A 22821-nucleotide genomic window follows, 5' to 3' on the forward strand; every position below is an offset into this window, starting at 1 on the left:
TATTACAAAATACCAGATAAGGTATACTAAATTGGATATTAGAAGTCCAATCAGTATATTCTAATATAAAGTTATACTTCTTATATATTACCTTAAAAACGAAGGATTGTATAGCCTTGTTCTTGGAATAATTGTGTGATACTATCCTATTGTAACAATGGTCCTGAAATTGCAGAGGGGAGAAACTGCCCTTTTGTAATGAGAATATGCCTTCTTGAACATTAGGAGTTCAAGAAGTATACCATATTGAATTTTAGCAGTTCAATAAGTATAGTTTAAAGAAAGCTGAGGGATAAAATGAATCAGTATGATGTAGTGATAATAGGTGCCGGGCCATCCGGTATATTTTGTGCATATGAGCTGAAGCGGCAGAAGCCGGATATGAAGGTGCTGATGATTGAGAAGGGCCGTTCTATCGAGGCAAGGCAATGTCCTAAGAGAAAGACAAGAACATGTGTAGGATGTCAGCCCTGTTCTATTACAACAGGATTTGCAGGGGCAGGAGCCTTTTCAGATGGTAAATTGTCCTTGTCACCCGATGTAGGAGGAACTCTTCCGGAAATTCTTGGATATGAGAAAGCCACGGAATTGATCAATGAGGCTGACAGTATCTATTTACAGTTTGGTGCGGATGATAAAGTGTATGGTGTAGAAGACCAGCAGGCAATTACCGACATACGTACAAAGGCAATACAGGCAAACTTAAAGTTGATTGAATGTCCAATCCGGCATCTGGGAACCGAGGAGGGCTATAAAATTTATACCCGCCTGCAGCATCATCTTTTGGATGCTGGTGTAGAAATTATGTTTAAAACTATGGTGACGGATATTTTGATTGAGGATGGAGTTGCCAAAGGGGTCGTAACAGACAAAGGCGAGACTTATTATGCGCCGGAAATTGTGTCCGGAGTAGGACGGGAAGGCTCGGAATGGTTTTCACATGTGTGTCAGGGGCATAACATTGAGACGAAAAACGGCACAGTGGATGTGGGTGTCCGTGTGGAAGTCCGGGACGAAATCATGAAAGAGCTGAATGACAAGCTGTATGAAGCGAAACTGGTATACTACACACCGACTTTCGATGATAAGGTGAGAGTATTCTGCACCAACCCATCGGGTGAGGTGGCCACGGAATACTATGAAAATGGACTGGCAGTTGTGAACGGTCATGCATACAAGTCAAAAGAAATGAAGACGAATAATACGAACTTTGCCCTTTTGGTGTCAAAGAACTTTACGGAGCCATTTAAATCTCCGATTGAATATGGAAAACAAATTGCCCAGCTGGGAAATATGCTGAGCGGAGGAAGGATTCTGCTGCAGAGATACGGAGATTTCCGAAGAGGCAGAAGAACTACGGAGGAGAGGCTGGTCCGCAATAATATTACACCGACGCTGAAAGATGCAGTGCCGGGAGATTTATCACTTGTATTTCCTCACCGGATTATGGTAGCTATTGATGAAATGATCAAGGCTCTGGATAAGGTTACTCCGGGTATTGCCAGTGACGAAACACTTTTATACGGAGTAGAAGTTAAGTTTTATTCTAATAAGGTTCTTGTAGATGAAAAGTTTGAGACAAATATAAAAGGACTGCGTGCTATGGGTGACGGCGCATCCATTACAAGAGGACTGCAGCAGGCATCAGCCAACGGATTATGCGTGGCAAGGGCGATCTTGGAAAAAGAGCAGTAAGCAATTGGTTATAGTTCAGCTATAAGCTCGATTTAGCCTTGCTGCATCTGGCTTAGGCGGAGCGCCAAATAAAATTCACAGCGAGGTATGCAAAAGAAAGTTTGCTTTCGTAAGCATACCTCGTTGTAAGTTTTTATGTCCAAATTGTAAAAAAAAGTTGTATCTTGCGATAAATACAAATATAATGTTAATGGATGCTGCCTGAGTGGGAGCAGCAGAAAACAAGCAAAATGATAAGAGGAAAATTATATGGGCAAATATTTTGGAACAGATGGATTTAGAGGAGAAGCAAATGTAGTTCTGACTGTGGAGCATGCTTTTAAAGTAGGACGTTACCTGGGATGGTATTTTGGGCGTGAACATAAGGCAAGAGTTGTCATTGGAAAGGATACAAGAAGAAGCAGCTATATGTATGAGTATGCGTTGGCATCAGGTCTGACGGCATCCGGCGCAGATGCATATCTGCTCCACGTAACGACAACCCCCAGTGTATCCTATGTTGTACGCACGGAAGATTTTGACTGTGGAATTATGATTTCCGCAAGTCACAATCCATTTTATGATAATGGCATAAAGCTCATCAATGGGCAAGGACATAAGATGGAAGCAGATGTGGAAGAGGAGATTGAAGCATATATTGACGGGAAAATCCCGGAACTTCCTCTGGCAACAAAAGAAGATATCGGACGTACTATTGACTATGCTGCTGGAAGAAACCGGTATATCGGACATTTGATTTCTCTTGCAACCCGCTCTTTCAAAGATATGAAGATTGGGCTTGACTGCTCCAACGGAAGTGCTTTCAGTATTGCCAAGAGCGTTTATGATGCCTTGGGAGCGAAGACCTATGTGATAAACAATGAACCGGATGGAGTCAATATTAATACAAATTGCGGTTCTACTCATATAGAAGTGCTGCAGCAGTATGTAAAAGAGAAAAACCTGGATGTAGGATTTGCTTTTGACGGTGATGCAGACCGGTGTATTGCAGTGGACGGAAATGGGAATGTAGTAGACGGAGACCTGATTCTCTATGTCTGTGGAAAATACCTTATGGAGCAGGGACGTCTGGAGGGAAATACAATTGTTACTACCATTATGTCAAACCTTGGACTTTACAAAGCCTGTGATAAAGCCGGAATAAATTATGAGCAGACTGCTGTAGGTGATAAATATGTATATGAGAACATGCAGCAAAATGGGTATACCCTTGGCGGCGAGCAGTCCGGGCATATTATTTTCAGCAAACATGCAAGAACCGGTGATGGTATCCTGACTTCTCTGATGTTGATGGAGGTTATCATGGAGAAGAAACAGACACTGGCGAAGTTGTGTGAAGAAGTAAAAATATATCCGCAGCTTTTGAAAAATGTCCGTGTAACCGATAAGAAGACTGCAAGAGAAAACCCGGCAGTACAAAAATCAGTGGAAGAGGTGGCAGCAGCCCTGGGAAGCGATGGGAGAATTTTGGTCCGGGAAAGCGGCACAGAACCGGTTATCCGTGTTATGGTGGAAGCATCTACTGATGAAATTTGTGAGAAATATGTAGGCCAGGTTGTAAAAGTGCTGGAAGCTGAAAAACTGGTAGACGGAATGTAATAGTAAATTGCTGGAATTTTAGCAAGATTATAGGGGCTGATACAAGTCAGACAGACGGTCTGGTTTATATCAGCCCTTTCTATAGATTTACTTATTTATTGATATTTGTCGGTACAGATTAGTTTCTGTTTTATAATATCAGAATAGATTTCACTTCCATCTTCTTTTGTATCTATCACGTGTATCACGTCAGAGTATATGATTTCCTCTTTACTCTCTGCCAAAAGGCTGTCCAGTATATTTTCCTTCCTAAGAATTTTTTCCTCATTAAAATATACATTCGGGTCACTTTGAAATAGTGCAGCGTAGAAGATATTAGATTCTATAATATCCTGGAAAAAATGACTTCCGCAGGACAATTCCGGCATCAGTCCCAGATTTTCATAAGAAACTTCACATATTACATCCATGTTGCAGAGATCTGTAAAACGGACCGGTACGCCAAGAGCGGCGGTGGTGGTGCCCCAACGCCCGGGTCCAATCAGAATGGCGTGTTTGTTTTTTAATATCCGGTTTAGTGTACCTATTTGGTTGGCAATGGCATACTTTTGTTGTTCATTCAATTCCAGATAAGGCCCTATCTTTACAAAAATAATATAATGCACCGGAAGTCTTACATTTCCGCCCATAAAGTTTCCGGTGGAGGTAAAATAGCACTGGGACTTGTCCAGCTTTTCCGGGAGTTCGATGGTTTTGCCCAGACCTCTTGTCTGCAAAGGGCGGCATTGAAGGAGATTGACGCGGTAGTCCTCCTGTTTATTAAAATTACAGGTGAATTCAATATCCACCGGATAATCATAAATACCAGACAAAACAGTTAAAATATGATCCATTGTCTTTGCAAAGTCCGTGTGGCGAAGCAGGCGGGCGAAGTTAGCAATGTCCGGAATTTTGCGGCCCCGCTGGCCTGTCTCTCTGAAATAACGGGCAAGCTCCGAATCCGGTTCCAGAAAAAGCCGGGTGTTCGTTTTCAAAGGAAGCCCGGCGGCCTCTTCCAGAGGGATGGTCTGGAATTTATTTTCCTCCAGATTAATGACATCTACATAATGTTGCGAGAACTTTCTCTCGTCCCCATAAGCAAGCAGCGGAGGACGTTCCGGCTTATCGAGAGTGACAATACGCGGATAATCTGTGTTCACTCTGTCCACAGCACGGGTACCCATACCGAATACAAGACGCAGCATCCCTTTGGAGGGGTCTGTAGTTTTGTCCCAGACAAACAGGTTTGAAGAATTTCCTACTCCTGCGCAGTGAGGGAAAAAATAGTTTCCGTGATAATCTCCGGAGACTCTCTGCACCAGCAGAGCCATCTGTTCATCCTTCTGGGCAAGCCCCCGGTTCTGCCGGTACTCCAGAGCTTCCCGGCTCATGGTACTGGCATATACTTTGCGGACAGCTTCCATAAAAACATGATAACGCTCTTCCGGGGTTCCCTGATTAGGGCAGAAAACGCTGTCATATTTTCCAGCAAAAGCATTCCCGAAGTTATCCTCCAACAGAGAGCTTGAGCGGACAATAATAGGGGATTGTCCAAAGTATTCCAGCATGACCATAATCTGTTCTTTAATGCTGGTTGGAAAGTGCCCGCTCAGTAATTTTTCGCGGAGCTTGGGGGCAGCCGAGAAATATTCTTCCTCTGTTTTTTGCTTCATGCGGAGACGCCAGCAGCCGTTCTGTACGATGTAAGTATAGAAGACATCGGAGCCTATATAGTAGGAGTCGTGCATTTCCAGATGCTCCGTACAGATACCGGGGCTTTGTGTTTCCAGTATTTTCCGCGCAAGGAGCATACCGACTGATTTTCCTCCTATATATCCGGTTCCGATTTCCCGGGATTCAATCTGTATCAGGTCATTCAAAGTGAAATATTCCCGGCTCAGGGAAGTAATCCGTGATCTCTTCCCAATCAACAAGTTCAGGAGGTTTTCCTTAATATATGCCTGCTCTGAGACAGGCGCGTTCAAATAAGGCTTTGCTTCCTCAAAGCTGATATCCCAATAGTCCAGCTTTTTCGTCTGGATCTGCAGCCTGGAAAATAGTTCGGCGGTACTGGTACTGTCAGTAATGCATTCTGCCGTACCCTTCGTCAGCAAATGGGGCAGAAACATAACTGGAGAATAACGCTCCCATACTTTTAATGGGTGCAGATAATATTGCTGGTCAATTGTATATAGGTTCAGAAGAAGCTGTGTAACTTCCCGTATCCGTGCAACTGTATCCTGGGCATGGGCATTTCTGTAAAGCCCAAAATATGCAATTGTATCCAGCTCGAACAGATAAGGGCATGTAACCTGAAAAAAGTTCCCTGTCATCAGATCGGAGCACCAATACTGCAGGAGTTCACTGAGACAGTCAAACACATAAAAGGCATACCGCCCCTCAGTTGTAATAATCTGATGGACTGTACTGGTAAATGATTCGAAACCCATACTTGCATCAATCGGGTATACCTGAAAGTCAGCACCTGCATTTTTGAGGGCGGACTCATCAAGCAGCCGCGGATGGCTTCCAAAGTGTATATATAGAAGCCGCCTTCCCTCACTTACAGCCTGACGTGCGAACTCGTCCACCGCGAAAGAATAAGCCTCTAAAGAGTCTACCTGCCAGACTACATTATCACCAAGCCGGAGAAAGTCGATGACAGTATCTGCGCCCTGCAATCCTGTACTTACACGTTCTATACTTTTCATAGTACCCCCATTTCACTCACAAACAACTGGTATTGGTATCAGTTTATCATAAATGGAGAAAAAAGGGGTACTGTTTTGTCGTATCAGAAATAAAATATTGAATTACTGGCTGACAATAATCGTGGGATATCCGGCATTTTTCAGGCGCCGTTCCATTTCAGTGGCATCTTCCAGTGTGCTGAAGTTACCTACCTGTACCCGGAAGAATCCATCAGAATCTATGATTGCTGCGGGGAAATCCTGTTCCAGTAATTCATTTAAAAGGCGGTTTGCATAAGTTGGGTTACGGAATGCACCGACCTGGATTCTGTATCCAGGATTCTCTACGGGGTTATTCATATCCAAGGTTTCAAAAATGCCATCCGCAATTGCCTGGGCAATTTCATTAAAGTGTTCGTCAAATATCCGATTATCTTCATTTGAGTTAACAAATCCTACTTCCACCATTACCGCAGGCATCTGGGTGCGGCGAAGGACAACAAGATTCGGGCGGGCTGTCACGCCCAGGTTTTTAAACCCTACAGCCTCCAGGTGCTTATTGATATTCTCCGCCAGTTCAAGTTTGATTCCATCTTTGCTATAAACAAGGGATTCCACTCCTGATACTACATTATCAGTGGGAAATGAATTACGATGTAAAGAGATGAAAAAATCTGCTCCTGCATTGTTGGCTTTCATAGCTTTCTCGTAAGGGGATTCGTAGACATCCGTAGTTCTTGTGTATTCCACGTCTATGCCATCATTTTCGAGGATTTCACCGAGTGCTAACGCGAGGCGCATATTATCAACTTTTTCCTGGCGTCCATTGTGTACTGCTCCCGGGTCACGGCCGCCGTGTCCTGGATCTAGCATGATTAAATAAGGCATAAGTAAAGCGTCCTTTCACATTGTTCTATTTTATAATATGTGAAAGTGCGGAAGAGGTTACCTTATTCATTATTTTATATTGCTTTGTCTGTTGTTCGTATTATAATGTTTATCAGGGAAGCTATAAAATTGGCTGTACAAAAACAGGTATGTGAAAGGAGTTTATAACATGAAATTAATTGTAGTAGGTCCCAGAGGAAAAATGGGGAAATTAATTACGCAGATTGCCGCGAGTAGGGATGATATAGAATTAGTTGCAGGTGTGGCACCGAAAGGGAGGGATTATATCGGAAAAGACCTTGGACAGGCAGCAATGACTGGATCTGATCTTGGAGTCCCCGTGGTGGATGATCTTAGTTCTGTGATTGATGACTGTGATGTTATTATTGATTTCTCAACAAAAGAAATGGCAATGGAGGTTCTTGCACTTGCTCTCGAACATAAAAAGGCCCTTGTATGCGGAACGACTGGATTTACTCCTGACGAAATGCAGAGATTCAGAGATGCAGGGAAGGAAATTCCCATGCTTTATGCAGCTAATACCTCTAAGCTGGTGAATGTCATAAACAAACTACTGGAAGTTGCAGCTGCGGTTATCGGTGAGGAGGCAGATATCGAAATTCTGGAAATGCATGACCAGTGGAAGAAGGATGCTCCCAGCGGTACATCCAAAGAAATGGGAGAGATCATGGCTCATGCTATGGGAAAAGAGCTGGCTGATGTTGCAGTCTACGGACGGCAGGGCGTTTCACCGAGGGAAAAGGGAACCATCGGATATCACTCTCTCAGGGCAGGAAATATTCCAAGCAGCCATACAGTTTATTTCGGATTTATGGGGGAACGTATGGAAATTACCCATCATTCCTACAACTGGGAATGTTTTGCCCGCGGGGCCTGTGATTGTGCAGTATTCCTGGCAGGAAAAGAAGCCGGATTTTATACGATTAAGGATGTTCTTCACCTTTAAACCGCCTATCGTAAAAACTGCCGCTGTGAAGCATAAGCTTACTTCACGGCGGCGGCTTTAAAATAACTCTTTAATTTGCAATTCTATTCTTCATCAGAATCTGTATCGTCGGATTTCTCATCCTCCTCTGTATCCGTCTGCATGTCTTCCGGCAGGTATACATGGACGCTTTCAATCCGGTTCTTATCTAAAGCTTCAACAACCAGCGTAATTCCATTTTCCGTTATAACCTGATCACCCACTTCGGGAAGTCTATCCAGATATTCAATAATGAGCCCTCCCAGGGAATCATAATCTGCAGACTCCAGCTCCAGTTCCAGGTCCAGATCCAACCGGTCATTTACATCATCAAGGCTCATGGAGCCCTCTACAATATATTCGTTTTCGCCAAGTTGTTTTACGAACTCTTCTTCATGGTCATCATATTCATCACGAATTTCACCGACAATTTCTTCCAGTATATCCTCTAAGGTAATCAAACCGGCAGTTTCGCCATATTCATCAAGCACGATTGCAATGTTAAATGAAGCATTTCTCATCTCAACGAGAAGTTCTGAGATGTTTTTGTATTCATAAGTAAAATAAGCATCGCGGAGTATATCGCGTACACTGAAATTCTTTTTGTTTTCAAATAACAGCAGGTCTTTCATATTGATGGTACCAATCACATTATCTGTGGTATCCTCGTATACAGGAAGACGCGTGAACTTATCCTCTTTGAAAATATTAATCAGTTCTGTATAGGTACTGTTTACATCTGCAAATGATACATGTACACGGGGAACCATAACATCTTTGGCACGTACATCTCCCAGGTCGAATACATTGTAAATCATTTCCTTTTCTTCGGATTCAAGGAGCCCGTCCTCATGGCTTACATCTACGATAGTACGCAGTTCATCCTCAGTCATGGTACTATTTTTCGCATTTGGGTCAATCCGGAATAAGAATAAAATGCCCCGTGAAAAAATATTAATGATAAAAATAAGAGGTGTCATTAATACCATGAAGGCTTTTATCAGGTGTATATAGGACAGAGAAAACTTTTCCGAATTTATTGCAGCTATATTTTTAGGAGTAATCTCGCTAAATACAAGAATTACAATCGTTAAAACAGCAGCAGCAGCGCTAACCATGTAACCGCCGAAACCGTAGGCCAGTATGGCTGTGAGAAAAGCGGCGGAAATATTTACAATGTTGTTACCGATTAAGATTGCGGTCAGCATTTTCTGGGAATGGTTTTCGGTTACATCTAACACTATCTTAGCCTTCTTGTTCCCATCATCTGCAAGGGAACGCATACGGGTTTTATTTACAGCAGTAAGTGCCGTCTCCGCGGACGAAAAAAATGCAGACAGTATTAATAATACGATTAATATGACAAAATGCATGGCGTCACTCGAGTCCAATTGTCTGTTCACTCCTTCATTATCTTTATTCATGTTTGCTTAAAGCATGTGTACGCAATAAATATACATCATTTAGGCTGTTTTTGCAAGCATGAGGTACCGGTAGGCCGCCAAAAGCAGTTGAATTTGATTCTGGTTTGTTGTATGATTGGAAAAAGAATAGTTCAAAAGAAATGGAGAACGTCTATGGCTTTATATGAAGAGTTATGTGATTTACTGGGAGAAGACAAGGTACTTATAGATGAACCAATGAGCAGGCATACCACATTCAGGGTGGGAGGACCTGCTGATTATTTTGTAATACCTGAAGGCCCGGAAGAAATAAAAGAAGTGATTACCCTTTTAAAGCGTGAGGATATTCCATATTATATCCTTGGGAATGGAAGCAATCTGCTGGTGGGAGATAAAGGGTACAGAGGTGTCATCATACAAATGTATAAAAATCTGAACCGGATAGATACGAAAGGGAACCAGATTTATGCTCAGGCAGGTGCGCTGCTTTCAAAAATTGCAGCAGAAGCACAGGCTCAAAGTCTGACAGGATTTGAATTTGCCTCTGGTATACCAGGGACTATGGGCGGAGCAGTGATGATGAATGCAGGGGCTTACGGCGGAGAAATGAGCCATGTGCTGGTAAACGCCACAATTTTAACCCAGGAGGGTGTTATAAAGACATTAACTTTGGATGAACTGGAGTTGGGATACAGGACCAGCATTATTGCAAGGAATGGTTATGTAGTCCTTGAGGCTGTGATTAGCCTGGAGCCGGGAAATCCGGAAGAAATTCATGCCCGCATGGAGGAATTAAAAGAAAAGCGTGTAACGAAGCAGCCGCTGGAGTATGCAAGTGCAGGAAGTACTTTTAAGCGGCCGGAAGGTTATTTTGCCGGAAAGCTGATTGAAGATGCGGGGCTTAGAGGTTTCCGGGTGGGAAATGCACAAGTTTCAGCTAAGCACTGTGGGTTTGTGATTAACCGTGGAGGCGCTACAGCCGCGGAAATCGTTGCTTTAATGGATTATGTTGCAGATAAGGTGGAAGCCGTGTCGGGTGTAAGATTGAAGCCGGAAGTGAAGCGGATAGGAGAATTTTGACATGAAATTTGTAATTGTTACCGGTATGTCAGGGGCCGGGAAATCGACTGCCTTGAAAATGTTGGAGGATAAGGGATACTTCTGTGTGGATAATCTTCCCATACCTCTGATGACCAAGTTTGCAGAGATGTTTTCCGCTCCCGATACAGAGGTTGACAAGGTTGCCCTGGGTATAGATATCCGGGGCGGTCAGGCTTTTAAGGGCCTGGAAGAGAAGCTTAGGCAAATTGATGGTATGGGAATACAGTATAAGATTCTTTTTCTGGATGCCGGAGATGATGTACTTGTAAAGAGGTACAAGGAGACAAGACGCCAGCACCCTTTGGGTGGTTCAGGACGCGTCGATGTGGGAATTGCAAAGGAGAGAGAGAAGATTGCGTTCTTAAAAATGCGGGCCACGTATATACTTGATACAAGTAAAATGCTGACAAGAGAACTGCGGCAGACGCTTGAAAAAATTTTTATGGAAGGAAAGAATTTTAAAAACCTGTATATAACAGTGATGTCCTTTGGTTTTAAGTATGGGATTCCTCAAGATGCCGACTTGGTATTTGATGTCCGCTTTTTGCCCAATCCATATTATATTGAAGAACTGCGCCCTAAAACTGGAAATGATTCCCAGGTGCGGGACTATGTGATGGACAATGATAAGGCCAGGGAATTTTTGGATAAGCTGACAGAGATGATGGATTTTTTAATTCCAAATTACATTCTGGAAGGGAAGAATCAACTGGTGGTGGCAGTCGGATGTACTGGCGGCAGGCATCGTTCGGTAACTCTTTCAAATGCCTTATACCAGTTTTTGGAATCAAAGGAGAATTATGGGGTGCGTATCGAACACCGTGATATTGGGAAGGATGTAATAACGAAGGCGGAATAGGAGAGAGAGATGTCATTTTCAGGAAATGTAAAAGAAGAACTTTCAAGGCAATGGAACACTGCAAGGCATTGCCAGATTGCGGAACTGGCAGCTTTAATCAGCATATGCGGTTCTATTGTTATTGACAGCTACGGGCATTACAGTGTGAAGATTCATTCAGAAAATCTCGCTGTTGCAAGAAAATGCTTTACATTAATAGGAAAAACATTTAATATAGAAGCTGATATCTCTATCCGGAGAAATATTTTGAAGCAAAGTGTTTCTTATGCTGTGGTTGTGAAGCAGCATGATAATGCGCTTCGTATCCTTCAGGCAGCAAAGCTGATAGACGAGTACAAGGCTGGATTCGAAGAGGTTCATATTGTGAATCCGTTGGTGGTACAGCAGACCTGCTGCAGACGTTCCTTTATCAGAGGCACTTTTCTTGCCGCGGGCTCAATGAGTGATCCAAACAAGTCATATCATTTTGAGATTGTCTGTGCTTCTGAAAAGATGGCACACCAGATTCAGGAATTAATATGCGGGTTTTCTATGGATGCCAAGATTGTCCAAAGGAAAAAGTCATATGTTGTATACCTGAAAGAAGGCTCCCAGATAGTAGATATTCTGAATATTATGGAGGCGCATGTTTCACTGATGGAATTGGAGAATGTCAGAATTCTGAAAGAAATGCGCAATACCGTAAATCGCAAGGTAAATTGTGAGACTGCCAATATCAACAAAACAGTATCTGCCGCTGTGAAACAAGTGGAGGATATTACATATCTGAGAGATACAATAGGTTTTGAAAGATTGTCCGGAGGTTTGGAGGAAGTAGCGCTTGCCCGCCTTTCCCATCCTGATGCGACACTAAAAGAGTTAGGGGAACTCTTATCACCGCCCGTTGGAAAGTCTGGAGTGAACCACAGGCTTCGCAAACTGAGCGAAATGGCAGAAAAGGCAAGGCAAAAGCAAGGAGGATTATTATGATTGAAACACCGGTTGTTGTAAAACATGACAAGGGACTTGACGGAAGACCAATCGCATTGTTAGTACAGGAGGCAAGCCAGTACGCAAGTACAGTATTTATCCAGGTAGATGGAAAGAGAATCAATGCAAAGAGTATTATGGGAATGATGAGTCTGAGCCTTTCAGAAGGCGAGAGGCTTACAGTAGTAACAGACGGCGAAGACGAGCAGAAAGCCGCGGAAGGAATCAAGACCTTCTTTACCAAAGGACAGTAGATGGCAGGCTTAAAAATACCTTATTGGGCATTAGCAGTTCAATAAGTATATTTCCTTGAACAACAGCAGTTCAAGAAGTATACCTCATTGAACATTGGTAGTTCAATGAGCATAGAATAGAGAAGTGGATGAAAAGAGGTTGTGCTTTTGCGCGGCCTCTTTTATAATGGTATAAATATAACATTAACATTACAACAGCGGGGAAGATTCAGGGTATCCGCTTTGACATACTGGAGGTATCAGAATTTATGAAAAAAATGCTGTTTATTTACAATCCAAATGCAGGGACAGGCCTCTTAAAGCCTAAACTTTCTGATGTACTGGACATTTTTGTAAAGGGGGGGTATGAGGTGACTGTATACCCTACCCAGCGTTATCATGATGCATATGCCAAAACAGCTTCTTACAGAGAAGATTATGACGTAGTGGTCTGCAGCGGAGGTGACGGGACTCTGGATGAGGTAGTAACGGGAATGCTGACGCGGGAGACGCAGGTACCTGTTGGTTATATTCCTACAGGGACAACGAATGATTTTGCAAACAGCCTTCATATCTCAAAGGATATACTGGAGGCAGCAAATACCGCAGCAAATGGAGTTCCGTTTTCTTGTGATGTGGGTATTTTTAATGATGACTTTTTTGTTTATATTGCGGCATTCGGGCTGTTTACAGATGTGTCATATGAGACAAAGCAGAGCATGAAAAACGTGTTGGGACACTTGGCTTACGTACTGGAGGGGACAAAGAGGATTTTTAATATACCTTCCTACCATATCCGGGTAACTCATGATGGAGAAGAGCTGGAGGGTGAGTTTGTGTTCGGTATGGTGACAAACTCAAGGTCTGTGGGAGGATTTAAGGGCATTATCGGTAAGGACGTAGTGTTTGATGACGGAGAGTTTGAAGTGACTTTGATTAAGACGCCCCAAAATCCCATAGAGCTGAATGAAATCATTGCTGCACTTGTGCTGAAACAGATTGATTCCAAGCATATGTATTCTTTTCGTTCCGGTTATATCTGTTTTGAGTCGGTGGAAGAAATACCGTGGACACTGGACGGTGAGTTCGGCGGAGGCCATGACGAGGTAGTGATAAGGAATAAGAAACAGGGGCTGAGGATTATGGTAGCAGAGAAGAGCATCAGGAGACTCTCTGTGAAAGGGCAGATTGAGAATGCTCTTGAAGTGAAGTAAATCAGAAAGAAATTTGCTACAGTTCAGCAGTAAGTTTGATTTAGTTGAACTGTAGCATAAATTTTAAAATAATACTTGCATAATGGACAAGGGTATAGTATAATGAAATTCGCTTGTGAAAGCAATGTAGACTAAGGCTCCATGGTCAAGCGGTCAAGACGCTAGCCTCTCACGCTGGAATCAGGGGTTCGATTCCCCTTGGAGTCATTCAACCTTGTACTGGACATCCCTTATATATTGGGGTTCCAGTATTTTTTTATTTAAATTATAAAAAGGGGCAATAAAGGGGCAGACTTATCTTTAGGTACCGTAAAATGTGTAAAATAATCTCTATAAATGTCTGTGAACTGTGAGAGGTGTATTGTTAATAGAGTTGGGATGCTATAAAATTCACAAAAAATAGGCATGATAGCTGATGTTTTTGTATAATTACCTGTATTGTGTTGTTGAGAAATATCACGTATTATTAATTTAACATTTAAGATGTCTTTGTGTTAATGTTAGTAGTAACTGGGAATTCATTCACAATGGAGTGGCTTTTTAATCTTTATCGAAAGATGGATTAAAAAGCCTTTTTATTTTAGAAAAGGAGGTAATGAGTATGAGACAGGTGGCTATTTATGGAAAAGGTGGCATCGGAAAATCCACAACAACACAAAATCTGACAGCCGGTCTTGCAGACCTGGGCAAGAATATCATGATTGTAGGCTGTGACCCAAAAGCAGATTCTACCAGACTTGTGCTAGGTGGTCTTGCACAGAAGACGGTGCTGGACACATTAAGAGATGAAGGCGATGATATTGAGTTGGATGCGGTTTTGAAAACAGGATTTAAAGGGATCAGGGGTGTGGAATCCGGTGGACCGGAACCGGGAGTTGGCTGTGCAGGACGTGGTATTATTACTTCCATTAACCTGTTGGAGCAGCTGGGTGCCTATACCGATGACCTTGACTATGTATTTTATGACGTTTTGGGAGACGTAGTATGTGGTGGTTTTGCAATGCCGATTCGTGAAGGTAAGGCACAGGAAATCTACATTGTATGTTCAGGTGAGATGATGGCTCTTTATGCAGCTAACAATATTTCAAAGGGTATTGCAAAATATGGAAAAACAGGTACGGTTCGTCTCGGAGGCCTGATCTGTAACTCCCGTAAGGTAGACCGTGAGGCAGAGCTGGTGGAAGCGGTTGCCAAAAGGCTTGGAACTCAAATGATTCATTTTGTTCCCCGTGATAATGCAGTACAGCGGGCAGAAATACATAAAAAGACAGTTATTGATTATAGTCCGGAAGAGCAGCAGGCAGAGGAATACCGGAATCTGGCCAGAAAAATTGAAGAAAATGAGATGTTTGTTGTTCCAAAACCAATGGCAATCGATGAACTAGAGGAAATTCTCATGGAGTATGGTGTAAGCGAGTAGGAGAGGAGGCTTTTCATTATGTTGATGGTAAGAGCAATTTTAAGACCGGAAAAAGTAGGAACAGTCATGACAGAACTGGCAGAAGCAGGGTTTCCGGCTATTACGAAAATGGATGTATTTGGACGGGGTAAGCAAAGAGGTATTCGTGTAGATGATTTTTACTATGATGAAATACCGAAGGAAATGCTGCTTATCTTCTGTAGCGATGAAGATAAGGATACACTGGTGAAAATTATTCTTCGTACCGCAAGAACAGGTGAGGGAAACTTTGGAGACGGACGTGTGTTTATATCTCCTGTGGAAGAAGCATATACGGTGAGTACCGGAAAATCAGGATTATAATAGAAAGGCGGTAATTTAATATGAAAGAAATTATGGCTTTTATCCGTCCTAATAAAGTAAATGTGACAAAAGCAGCCTTGGCAGAAGGCGGTTTTCCTGCTTTTAGCTGCCGTAAATGTCTGGGAAGAGGTAAAAAAAGTATTGATCCGGAACTTCTGAATCTGGTAATTTCCACTGGTGAACTGCCATTGGATGCCACTGGAGAAAGTCTTACAGAGGCAATCAGGCTGGTACCAAAGCGGGTGTTTATTGTGATTGTGGATGATGATAAAGTGAAGGATGTGGTAGATATTATTGTTGAAACAAATCAGACGGGACATCAGGGAGATGGAAAAGTTTTTGTGCTTCCTATTACTGAATCATACCGTGTAAGAGATGGTGCAGCTACAATGGACGCATATTAGGGAGGTGCAGCAGAATGAAAGAAAGAGATAATCTTCTGGAAAAATACTCCTCCAGAGTATTTAAAAATAGAAAAACCCATATCACACAGCTTGAAGGGGACTCAGATACAATTGCGGCAAATACACGTGCAATTCCAGGTATTCTGACGGCAAGGGGATGCTGCTATGCAGGATGTAAGGGTGTTGTGGTAGGTCCCATAAAAGATGCGGTTACAATTACCCATGGACCAATCGGCTGTGCTTTTTATAGCTGGGGAACACGAAGAAATAAGGCAAAACCTTCTTATAAAGGGGAACAAAATTTTATACCATATTCATTTTGCACGGATATGAGGCCAACAGATATCGTATTTGGCGGAGAGAAGAAATTAGAGCAGGGAATTGATGAAATCATGGAGATGTTTAATCCAAAATGTATTTTTATCTGTTCTACTTGTCCAATTGGATTGATTGGAGATGATGTACAGGCTGTAGCAAGACGTGTGGAAAAAAAATACGGGATTACAGCAGTTGGATTTTCATGTGAAGGATACAAAGGGGTATCACAGTCAGCAGGCCATCACATTGCAAACAACGGTCTAATGAGACAGATTATCGGTTCAGGCGATATGAAACCAAAGGGGAAATATTCAGTCAATATTCTGGGTGAGTACAATATTGGCGGTGACGGGTGGGAGCAAGAGAGAATACTCAAAAAAATTGGATACGAGGTGGTGTCTGTATTTACCGGAGACGGCAGCTATGAGACGATTAAAAATGCACATCTTGCGGATTTAAATCTGGTCATGTGTCATCGTTCTATCAATTACGTTGCACAGATGATGAAAACAAAATATGGTATTGACTGGCTGAAGGTAAACTTTATCGGGATTGGTGCTACATGCAAATCACTCAGGATGATGGCTGAGTACTTTAATGATCCGGAACTCACGAAAAGAACAGAAGAAGTAATAGCAGAGGAATTGGAAGCTATATCAGATGACGTTGAGTATTATAAATCCATGCTGAAGGGAAAGACAGCAGGTATATTCGTAGGTGGTTCTCGTTCCCATCATTATCAGGCTCTACTTCGTGATTTTGGTATAGAGACAATTATAGCAGGATATGAGTTTGCCCATAGGGATGATTATGAAGGACGTGATATTATACCTTCGATTAAACCAGATGCAGATAGTAAGAATATTGAAGAAATTACGGTATCCCCGGATGAAGAATTATACCATGAACGCTATAGCGCAGAACAGATTGAACAACTGAAAGAAAGGGGTGTGGAGCTTGATACCTATGATGGTATGTTCCCGGATATGAAAAAGGGATACATAGTCGTAGATGATTATAATGTGTTTGAAACAGATGAATTGATTAAAACCATGAAACCGGATATCTTTTTTTCTGGTATCAAAGATAAATATGCAATTCAAAAATCAGGAGTTGTTTCCAGGCAGATGCATTCCTACGATTACTCAGGACCTTATGCAGGGTTTAACGGTGCCGTGATATTTGGGCGTGATGTGGCAATGAGTATTTATACAAATGCATGGGCATTAATTACCCCGCCCTGGAAATCAACACCAATTCTTGAAGGGGTAGTAGGAGGTGAAAAATAATGTTGGATATGACACCAAAGGAAATTATGGAGAAACGGCACATAACCATCAATCCGTGTAAGACATGCGAGCCGGTAGGTGCAATGTTTTGTGCGCTTGGTGTAGAAAGCTGCATGCCTCACAGCCATGGCTCACAGGGATGTTGCTCCTATCACAGAACCGTATTATCTCGTCATTTTAAGGAACCGGCCATGGCATCTTCCAGTTCTTTTACGGAAGGAGCATCTGTATTCGGAGGAAGAAGTAATCTGAATACGTCAGCCAAAAATATATTTGATCTCTATGATCCGGATATTATTGCTATCCATACAACTTGTCTGTCGGAGACAATCGGAGATGATGTGGGAAGTTATATTTCTGATATGGAAATACCGGATGGAAAGACTGTGCTTTATGCAAGTACACCGTCATATGAAGGTTCACATATTCAGGGATTTTCAAATATGATGATTGGTTTCATGAAGTATATGACAAAGAATACCGATAGAAAAAGTGGTAAAATAGCTATTTTTCCCGGCTGGGTAAATCCTGGTGATGACAGGGAATTAAAACGTACAGCTGAGCTTATGGGTGTGGATTACATATATTTTCCGGATCACGAAGGAATACTCGAAACACCGATGACAGGAAAATATAAATATTTTCCCAAAGGAGCAGGTACATCTGCAAAAGATATTCAGGAGCTGGGGGCAGTAAAAAAGTTAATTGCACTTGGTCAGCTTACAAGCGTGGAATCAGCACAATATATGGAAAAACAGCATAAAGTACCATTTACACTTCTTCCTTCGCCAATTGGTGTATCGCTTACAGATAAATATGTGATGGCGCTGCGTGACATATCAAAGCAGGAGATTCCACAGTCTCTTGAATATGAGAGAGGAAGACTTGTAGATTTAATGCTGGATTCACATGCTTATACTTATAATAAAACAGCAGCAATTTATGGAGATCCTGATGTCGTATACGGTTTTACTTCACTTTGTATCGAAATGGGAATAACCCCCAAATATGTCATTACCGGTACGCCAAAAGAAGATTTTGTAAGGCAGATAAAAGCCTTGTTTGAAGAGCATGGAATGGATACTGAGAAGTCCGTGATTAAGGCAGATACCGATCTTTTTTATCTGCATCAGCTGATTAAGAATGAAAGTGTAGATATTCTGATTGGAAGTTCTTATGGAAAACAGATTGCAAAAGCAGAAGATATTCCAATGGTAAGGATGGGATTTCCGGTACTCGACCGATATGGCGATACCATTCAGGCAACAGTCGGATATGCCGGAGGAATCCGTTATGTAGAAAAGATTACGAATGTGCTTATGGATAGGCAGGATGCAGATTCAAGTGATGAGGACTTCGATGTTGTAATGTAATATGTATTTGCTGAAGAGGGTAAGGTGCAAACTTACCCTCTTTCTGTAAATGAGAAAGGAAGTGTTATCGATGGCACAAATAGAGAGGGTTCATGTTCTTGATGAAAGGGAAAAATCCATTGTTACAAAGCAGGGCGGATGCTGCAGCGGAGATGGTATGAGTTGTGATACGGATTCTGTGTCGGGTGCGGTCAGCCAGCGGGCCTGCGTTTATTGTGGAGCGAGGGTGGTATTAAATCCAATTACAGATGCGTACCATATTATTCACGGACCGATTGGATGCTCAAGCTACACATGGGATATACGAGGGAGCTTAACCAGCGGAGAAGATATTTACCGCAACAGCTTTTGCACAGATCTCAGGGAAAAGGACATTATCTTTGGAGGAGCCGGAAAACTCACAAAAGCGATAGAAGAACTTGCAGAGGTACAAAAGCCGAGGTTAATTTTTGTATATTCTACTTGTATCGTAGGTGTCATCGGTGATGATGTAGATTCTGTATGCAGGCTCATGTCCCAAAAATACAAAACCCCGGTTATTCCGGTAAAGTCACCCGGATTTTCCGGAAACAAATCAACAGGGTACCGTATGGCATGTGAGGCAATCATGCAGCTGCTCCATCCACATAAATCAGAAAAAAAGATAGAGGGAGTCAATATTCTTGGAGACTACAATCTTGCCGGAGAAATGTGGATTATAAAAAATTATTTAAAAAAAATAGGAGTTCCGGTGGTGGCCTCGTTTACCGGTGATGCGAATTATGATGAAATGATACAGTCACCTGCTGCAGCGTTGAATATAGTTCAGTGTGCGGGCTCAAGCACTTACCTTGCCAGCCGAATGGAAGAGGAATTTGGAATTCCCTACATAAAGGTGAGTTTTTTTGGAGTTGAAGATACGACAAACTCACTGCTTCGTATTGCAGAAGCATTGGGAAATGAGGAGGCCAGGGAAAAAGCTCTGAAGTTTTGTAAGGCGGAGACGAAGAAGCTGGAAGGATTTATTGAAAAGTACCGGAAAAATCTTCAGGGTAAAAAAGCGGCAATCTATGTGGGCGGCGGCTTTAAAGCCATTTCTCTGATCCGTCAGTTTGACGTTATGGGTATAAAGACGGTGCTGGTAGGTACACAGACAGGGAAAAAGGAAGACTATGAGATAATAGAAAGTCTGGTAGATGAAGATACGGTTATACTGGATGATGCGAATCCCGCGGAACTTGAGGCATTTATGAAAGAAAAGGGAGCTGACATTCTTACCGGAGGTGTTAAGGAAAGACCTTTAGCTTATAAACTCGGCATCGCTTTTTGTGATCATAATCATGAAAGAAAACATGCTTTAGCTGGTTTTGAGGGTGTATATAATTTTACGAAGGAAATCAATGAAAGCATTAACAACCCTGTATGGGAATATGTAAAGGGGAACGCGTATGAAAACAAAAATCACGTCACTTGTAAATCTGAATACCAATCCCTGTAAGATGTGTATGCCCATGGGTGCGGCAACTGCGCTCTATGGAATTCGGGACTGCATTACAATATTGCATGGTTCTCAGGGCTGTGCTACCTACATCAGGAGGCATATGGCCACTCACTATAACGAGCCGGTTGATATTGCTTCTTCTTCTCTTACGGAACAAGGAACTGTGTACGGAGGAGAAAAGAATCTAAAGCAGGGTTTAAAAAATTTAATTACATTATATCATCCGAAAGTAATCGGAATTATGACTACCTGTCTTGCTGAAACAATCGGAGAGGATGTGGAAGGAATCAAAGAAAGTTTTTATGAAGAAAATCCACAGTATCGGGATATTACAATTCTTCCGGTAAGTTCTCCCGGCTATGGCGGAACCCAGTATGAAGGGTACATGGCTGTATTAAATGCAGTTGCGGGTAAACTGGAAATGGACACCGAAAAAAATGAAAAGGTCAATGTGATTCTTCCTCCGAGCAGTCCGGCAGATATCCGTTACCTTAAATCTATATTCCGTATGTTTGAAATAGACGCGATATTTTTTCCGGATATATCGGATAATCTTGATGGCGGACACGGAGAGGAATATTCCAGACTGCCTAAAGGGGGGACCGATATTACGGAACTCAGGAAAATGGCAGGAGCAAGGTTTACTATAGAGCTTTCTGATAAGGACAGCGGTGTTTCACCGGCCCGGATACTATTTGAAAAGTATCAGGTTCCATACAAGAAGATACTATCTCCTGTGGGGTTAAAGGCCACAGATGATTTTTATGAACTCCTTTGTGAACTGTCGGGAAAAAAGATGCCTGAGGAGATAAAGACAGCCAGGAGCAGATATCTGGATGGAATGATTGATTCTCACAAGTATAATTCGGCAGGCCGTGCTGTCATATATGGAGAACCAGAATTTATTATCGCAGCAGTAAGATTTTGTGCGGAAAATGGAATTATGCCGGTGGTTGTGTCCACAGGGAGTGTCTGTCCGAATCTAAAACAGTATGTAGAAGCCGAAATTGCAGATATGGGAAAAAGATACTTTGTGGATGAATATGTCATTTCAGACGATACTGACTTTAAAGAAATAGAAGAATATGCTGTTAGATATAAGGCAAATATCATGATTGGCAATTCGGATGGCAGACGGATAGAGGAACAACTGCATATTCCGCTTGTACGGCGGGCATTTCCTGTACATGACCGTATAGGAGGGCAGCGTTTACGGATGCTGGGGTATGAAGGATCATTATCCTTTTTAGATGATATTACAAATGCACTGCTGTCTGCTACGGAAACGTCCTTCAGGGAGACGCTCTATAATACCTATTACAAAGGCACTTCCATTGACTCAGGAGAAACAAAACAGGCAGATATGATGAAAAAAACAATGGAACATCCATGTTATAACTGCGCAGGGCATAAATTTGCCAGAATTCATCTTCCGGTGGCACCGGCCTGCAATGTACAATGTAATTATTGTGTACGTAAGTTTGACTGCCCGAATGAAAGCAGGCCCGGAGTGACTAGTACAATACTGACTCCGGCAGAAGCATTGGAGCGGTATAAGGCTGTGAAAGCAAAAATGCCAAATCTTACTGTAGCAGGGATTGCGGGACCCGGAGACTCTCTGGCAGGAAACTACCCGGAGGTGAAAAAGACTCTGGAACTGATACGGGAATATGACCCGGATGTTACATTCTGTCTTTCTACCAACGGTCTGATGCTTCCGCTTTATGCGGAAGAACTTGTAAAACTTGGAGTTTCCCATGTTACGGTGACAATGAGCGCTGTGGATCCCTCAATTAGTGCTGAGATTTACAAATATATAGATTATCTGGGCAAAAGATACGAAGGAGAAGCTGCCGGTGCAATTATGGTATCCAATCAGCTTTCGGGACTTAGAATTCTGCTTGCACATGGAATTATATGCAAAGTGAATATTGTCACACTAAAAGGAATCAATGAGGGGCATATTCCTCAGGTTGTGCAGACATGTAAAGATATAGGATGCTACATTACAAATATTATGCAGCTCATACCGGTAGAGGGAAGTGTTTTCGAAAATCTGCCTATGGTGAGTAATAAAGAGATTCAGAATCTGAGAAACAACTGCAATGGAATTATGCGCCAAATGTTTCACTGTAAGCAGTGCAGGGCAGATGCTGTCGGAACCCTTGATAATGATCTTTCTGTTGATCTTGAAAAACTTTCAAAAAAAGGAAGCACGGAAGAGGAAAAGAAAGAGCAAGACAAGACACTAAAATTTGCCATTGCATCTAAAAGTGGTGTTTATGTGGATATGCATTTTGGTCATGTAGAAAAATTCTATATCTATCAGTATGAAAATGGAGATTTACGTTTTATAGAAAATCGAAATGTGGAAAAGTATTGTACCGGAGTTGAAGAGTGCGGAGATACAGAAAATAAAATCACACAAATTATATCGGTACTTCACGATTGCGACGGAGTGATAGCAATGAGAATTGGAGAAGCTCCCAAGACACGTTTAAAGGAAAAAGGAATCCAGGCAATTACCGCATTTGATAAAATAGAATCAGCAATTTGTAACGCCGCAGGCGAAATGTAGAA

18 protein-coding genes and 1 tRNA gene are annotated in these 22821 nt (G+C 42.2%); 16 read left to right on the forward strand and 3 right to left on the reverse strand.

What is annotated here, in order from left to right:
* Positions 1-297 precede the first annotated feature (297 nt).
* Both A8805_RS19125 and glmM read left to right on the forward strand, forming a co-directional pair.
* Positions 298-1695 carry an NAD(P)/FAD-dependent oxidoreductase gene (locus A8805_RS19125; RefSeq protein WP_109714149.1) on the forward strand — a complete coding sequence of 466 codons (1398 nt, stop codon included), beginning with the start codon at positions 298-300 and terminating at the stop codon, positions 1693-1695.
* 249 nt (positions 1696-1944) lie between these two features.
* Positions 1945-3294 carry a phosphoglucosamine mutase gene (gene glmM, locus A8805_RS19130; protein ID WP_109714151.1) on the forward strand — a complete coding sequence of 450 codons (1350 nt, stop codon included), beginning with the start codon at positions 1945-1947 and terminating at the stop codon, positions 3292-3294.
* Positions 3295-3389: 95 nt separating this feature from the next.
* Here glmM and A8805_RS19135 read toward each other — a convergent pair whose 3' ends face one another.
* Complete coding sequence (locus A8805_RS19135) at positions 3390-5984, reverse strand: PEP/pyruvate-binding domain-containing protein (RefSeq protein ID WP_109714153.1); 2595 nt, start codon at positions 5982-5984, stop codon at positions 3390-3392.
* 102 nt (positions 5985-6086) lie between these two features.
* Positions 6087-6851 (reverse strand): N-acetylmuramoyl-L-alanine amidase, encoded by a 765-nt coding sequence (locus A8805_RS19140; RefSeq protein WP_109714155.1) that lies wholly within the window; start codon positions 6849-6851, stop codon positions 6087-6089.
* A gap of 169 nt (positions 6852-7020) precedes the next feature.
* Between A8805_RS19140 and dapB the strand changes: the two genes are divergently transcribed.
* Positions 7021-7818, forward strand: a complete 798-nt coding sequence (gene dapB, locus A8805_RS19145; protein WP_109714157.1) for a 4-hydroxy-tetrahydrodipicolinate reductase — start codon at positions 7021-7023, stop codon at positions 7816-7818.
* Between the two features lie 83 nt (positions 7819-7901).
* Here the strand turns inward: dapB and A8805_RS19150 are convergent, their stop codons facing one another.
* Positions 7902-9227, reverse strand: a complete 1326-nt coding sequence (locus A8805_RS19150; RefSeq protein ID WP_109714159.1) for an HlyC/CorC family transporter — start codon at positions 9225-9227, stop codon at positions 7902-7904.
* A gap of 186 nt (positions 9228-9413) precedes the next feature.
* On the opposite strand from A8805_RS19150, the gene murB reads away from it, so the two are divergent.
* The 13 genes from murB to A8805_RS19215 all read left to right on the forward strand — a co-directional run bounded on the left by murB (position 9414) and on the right by A8805_RS19215 (position 22819).
* Positions 9414-10319 carry a UDP-N-acetylmuramate dehydrogenase gene (gene murB / locus A8805_RS19155; RefSeq protein WP_109714161.1) on the forward strand — a complete coding sequence of 302 codons (906 nt, stop codon included), beginning with the start codon at positions 9414-9416 and terminating at the stop codon, positions 10317-10319.
* Between the two features lies 1 nt (position 10320).
* Positions 10321-11199: an RNase adapter RapZ gene (gene rapZ, locus A8805_RS19160; protein ID WP_109714163.1), complete on the forward strand. Its 879-nt coding sequence runs from the start codon at positions 10321-10323 to the stop codon at positions 11197-11199.
* A 9-nt stretch (positions 11200-11208) separates the two neighbouring features.
* A complete protein-coding gene (whiA, locus tag A8805_RS19165; protein WP_109714165.1) occupies positions 11209-12168 on the forward strand; it encodes a DNA-binding protein WhiA in 960 nt (319 codons plus the stop codon).
* On the forward strand, positions 12165-12422 hold the full coding sequence (locus A8805_RS19170) for an HPr family phosphocarrier protein (RefSeq protein ID WP_109714167.1): 258 nt from the start codon (positions 12165-12167) through the stop codon (positions 12420-12422). Before whiA ends, A8805_RS19170 begins: the two co-directional genes overlap by 4 nt.
* A 248-nt stretch (positions 12423-12670) precedes the next feature.
* Positions 12671-13615: a diacylglycerol/lipid kinase family protein gene (locus tag A8805_RS19175; RefSeq protein ID WP_109714169.1), complete on the forward strand. Its 945-nt coding sequence runs from the start codon at positions 12671-12673 to the stop codon at positions 13613-13615.
* A 135-nt stretch (positions 13616-13750) separates the two neighbouring features.
* A tRNA-Glu gene (locus tag A8805_RS19180) sits at positions 13751-13822 on the forward strand.
* A gap of 388 nt (positions 13823-14210) precedes the next feature.
* Positions 14211-15035: a nitrogenase iron protein gene (nifH, locus tag A8805_RS19185; protein ID WP_420319482.1), complete on the forward strand. Its 825-nt coding sequence runs from the start codon at positions 14211-14213 to the stop codon at positions 15033-15035.
* Between the two features lie 18 nt (positions 15036-15053).
* Entirely contained in the window at positions 15054-15377 is a 324-nt protein-coding gene (locus A8805_RS19190; protein ID WP_109714172.1) for a P-II family nitrogen regulator, read from the forward strand.
* A 20-nt stretch (positions 15378-15397) separates the two neighbouring features.
* Positions 15398-15781 (forward strand): P-II family nitrogen regulator, encoded by a 384-nt coding sequence (locus tag A8805_RS19195; protein ID WP_109714174.1) that lies wholly within the window; start codon positions 15398-15400, stop codon positions 15779-15781.
* 14 nt (positions 15782-15795) lie between these two features.
* Positions 15796-17388, forward strand: coding sequence for a nitrogenase component I subunit alpha (locus A8805_RS19200; protein WP_109714176.1), 1593 nt, complete (start codon positions 15796-15798; stop codon positions 17386-17388).
* The gene (locus tag A8805_RS19205; RefSeq protein ID WP_109714178.1) at positions 17388-18761 is read left to right on the forward strand and encodes a nitrogenase component 1; all 1374 of its coding nucleotides are present in this window, start codon (positions 17388-17390) and stop codon (positions 18759-18761) included. Before A8805_RS19200 ends, A8805_RS19205 begins: the two co-directional genes overlap by 1 nt.
* Before the next feature lie 70 nt (positions 18762-18831).
* A complete protein-coding gene (gene nifE / locus A8805_RS19210) occupies positions 18832-20238 on the forward strand; it encodes a nitrogenase iron-molybdenum cofactor biosynthesis protein NifE (protein WP_109714180.1) in 1407 nt (468 codons plus the stop codon).
* Entirely contained in the window at positions 20189-22819 is a 2631-nt protein-coding gene (locus A8805_RS19215; protein WP_109714182.1) for a nitrogenase component 1, read from the forward strand. The genes nifE and A8805_RS19215 overlap by 50 nt, the downstream gene beginning before the upstream one ends.
* Positions 22820-22821 lie beyond the last annotated feature (2 nt).

This window comes from Faecalicatena contorta (genome assembly GCF_003149105.1).
GTDB lineage: Bacteria > Bacillota > Clostridia > Lachnospirales > Lachnospiraceae > Muricomes > Muricomes contortus_C.

What these genes read in the sequence shown, in the direction of transcription:
- A8805_RS19125 (WP_109714149.1), top strand. Translation starts at nt 298, where the DNA reads ATGAATCAGTATGATGTAGTGATAATAGGTGCCGGGCCATCCGGTATA.
- glmM (WP_109714151.1), top strand. Translation starts at nt 1,945, where the DNA reads ATGGGCAAATATTTTGGAACAGATGGATTTAGAGGAGAAGCAAATGTA.
- A8805_RS19135 (WP_109714153.1), bottom strand. Translation starts at nt 5,984, where the DNA reads ATGAAAAGTATAGAACGTGTAAGTACAGGATTGCAGGGCGCAGATACT.
- A8805_RS19140 (WP_109714155.1), bottom strand. Translation starts at nt 6,851, where the DNA reads ATGCCTTATTTAATCATGCTAGATCCAGGACACGGCGGCCGTGACCCG.
- dapB (WP_109714157.1), top strand. Translation starts at nt 7,021, where the DNA reads ATGAAATTAATTGTAGTAGGTCCCAGAGGAAAAATGGGGAAATTAATT.
- murB (WP_109714161.1), top strand. Translation starts at nt 9,414, where the DNA reads ATGGCTTTATATGAAGAGTTATGTGATTTACTGGGAGAAGACAAGGTA.
- rapZ (WP_109714163.1), top strand. Translation starts at nt 10,321, where the DNA reads ATGAAATTTGTAATTGTTACCGGTATGTCAGGGGCCGGGAAATCGACT.
- whiA (WP_109714165.1), top strand. Translation starts at nt 11,209, where the DNA reads ATGTCATTTTCAGGAAATGTAAAAGAAGAACTTTCAAGGCAATGGAAC.
- A8805_RS19170 (WP_109714167.1), top strand. Translation starts at nt 12,165, where the DNA reads ATGATTGAAACACCGGTTGTTGTAAAACATGACAAGGGACTTGACGGA.
- A8805_RS19175 (WP_109714169.1), top strand. Translation starts at nt 12,671, where the DNA reads ATGAAAAAAATGCTGTTTATTTACAATCCAAATGCAGGGACAGGCCTC.
- nifH (WP_420319482.1), top strand. Translation starts at nt 14,211, where the DNA reads ATGAGTATGAGACAGGTGGCTATTTATGGAAAAGGTGGCATCGGAAAA.
- A8805_RS19190 (WP_109714172.1), top strand. Translation starts at nt 15,054, where the DNA reads ATGTTGATGGTAAGAGCAATTTTAAGACCGGAAAAAGTAGGAACAGTC.
- A8805_RS19195 (WP_109714174.1), top strand. Translation starts at nt 15,398, where the DNA reads ATGAAAGAAATTATGGCTTTTATCCGTCCTAATAAAGTAAATGTGACA.
- A8805_RS19200 (WP_109714176.1), top strand. Translation starts at nt 15,796, where the DNA reads ATGAAAGAAAGAGATAATCTTCTGGAAAAATACTCCTCCAGAGTATTT.
- A8805_RS19205 (WP_109714178.1), top strand. Translation starts at nt 17,388, where the DNA reads ATGTTGGATATGACACCAAAGGAAATTATGGAGAAACGGCACATAACC.
- nifE (WP_109714180.1), top strand. Translation starts at nt 18,832, where the DNA reads ATGGCACAAATAGAGAGGGTTCATGTTCTTGATGAAAGGGAAAAATCC.
- A8805_RS19215 (WP_109714182.1), top strand. Translation starts at nt 20,189, where the DNA reads ATGAAAACAAAAATCACGTCACTTGTAAATCTGAATACCAATCCCTGT.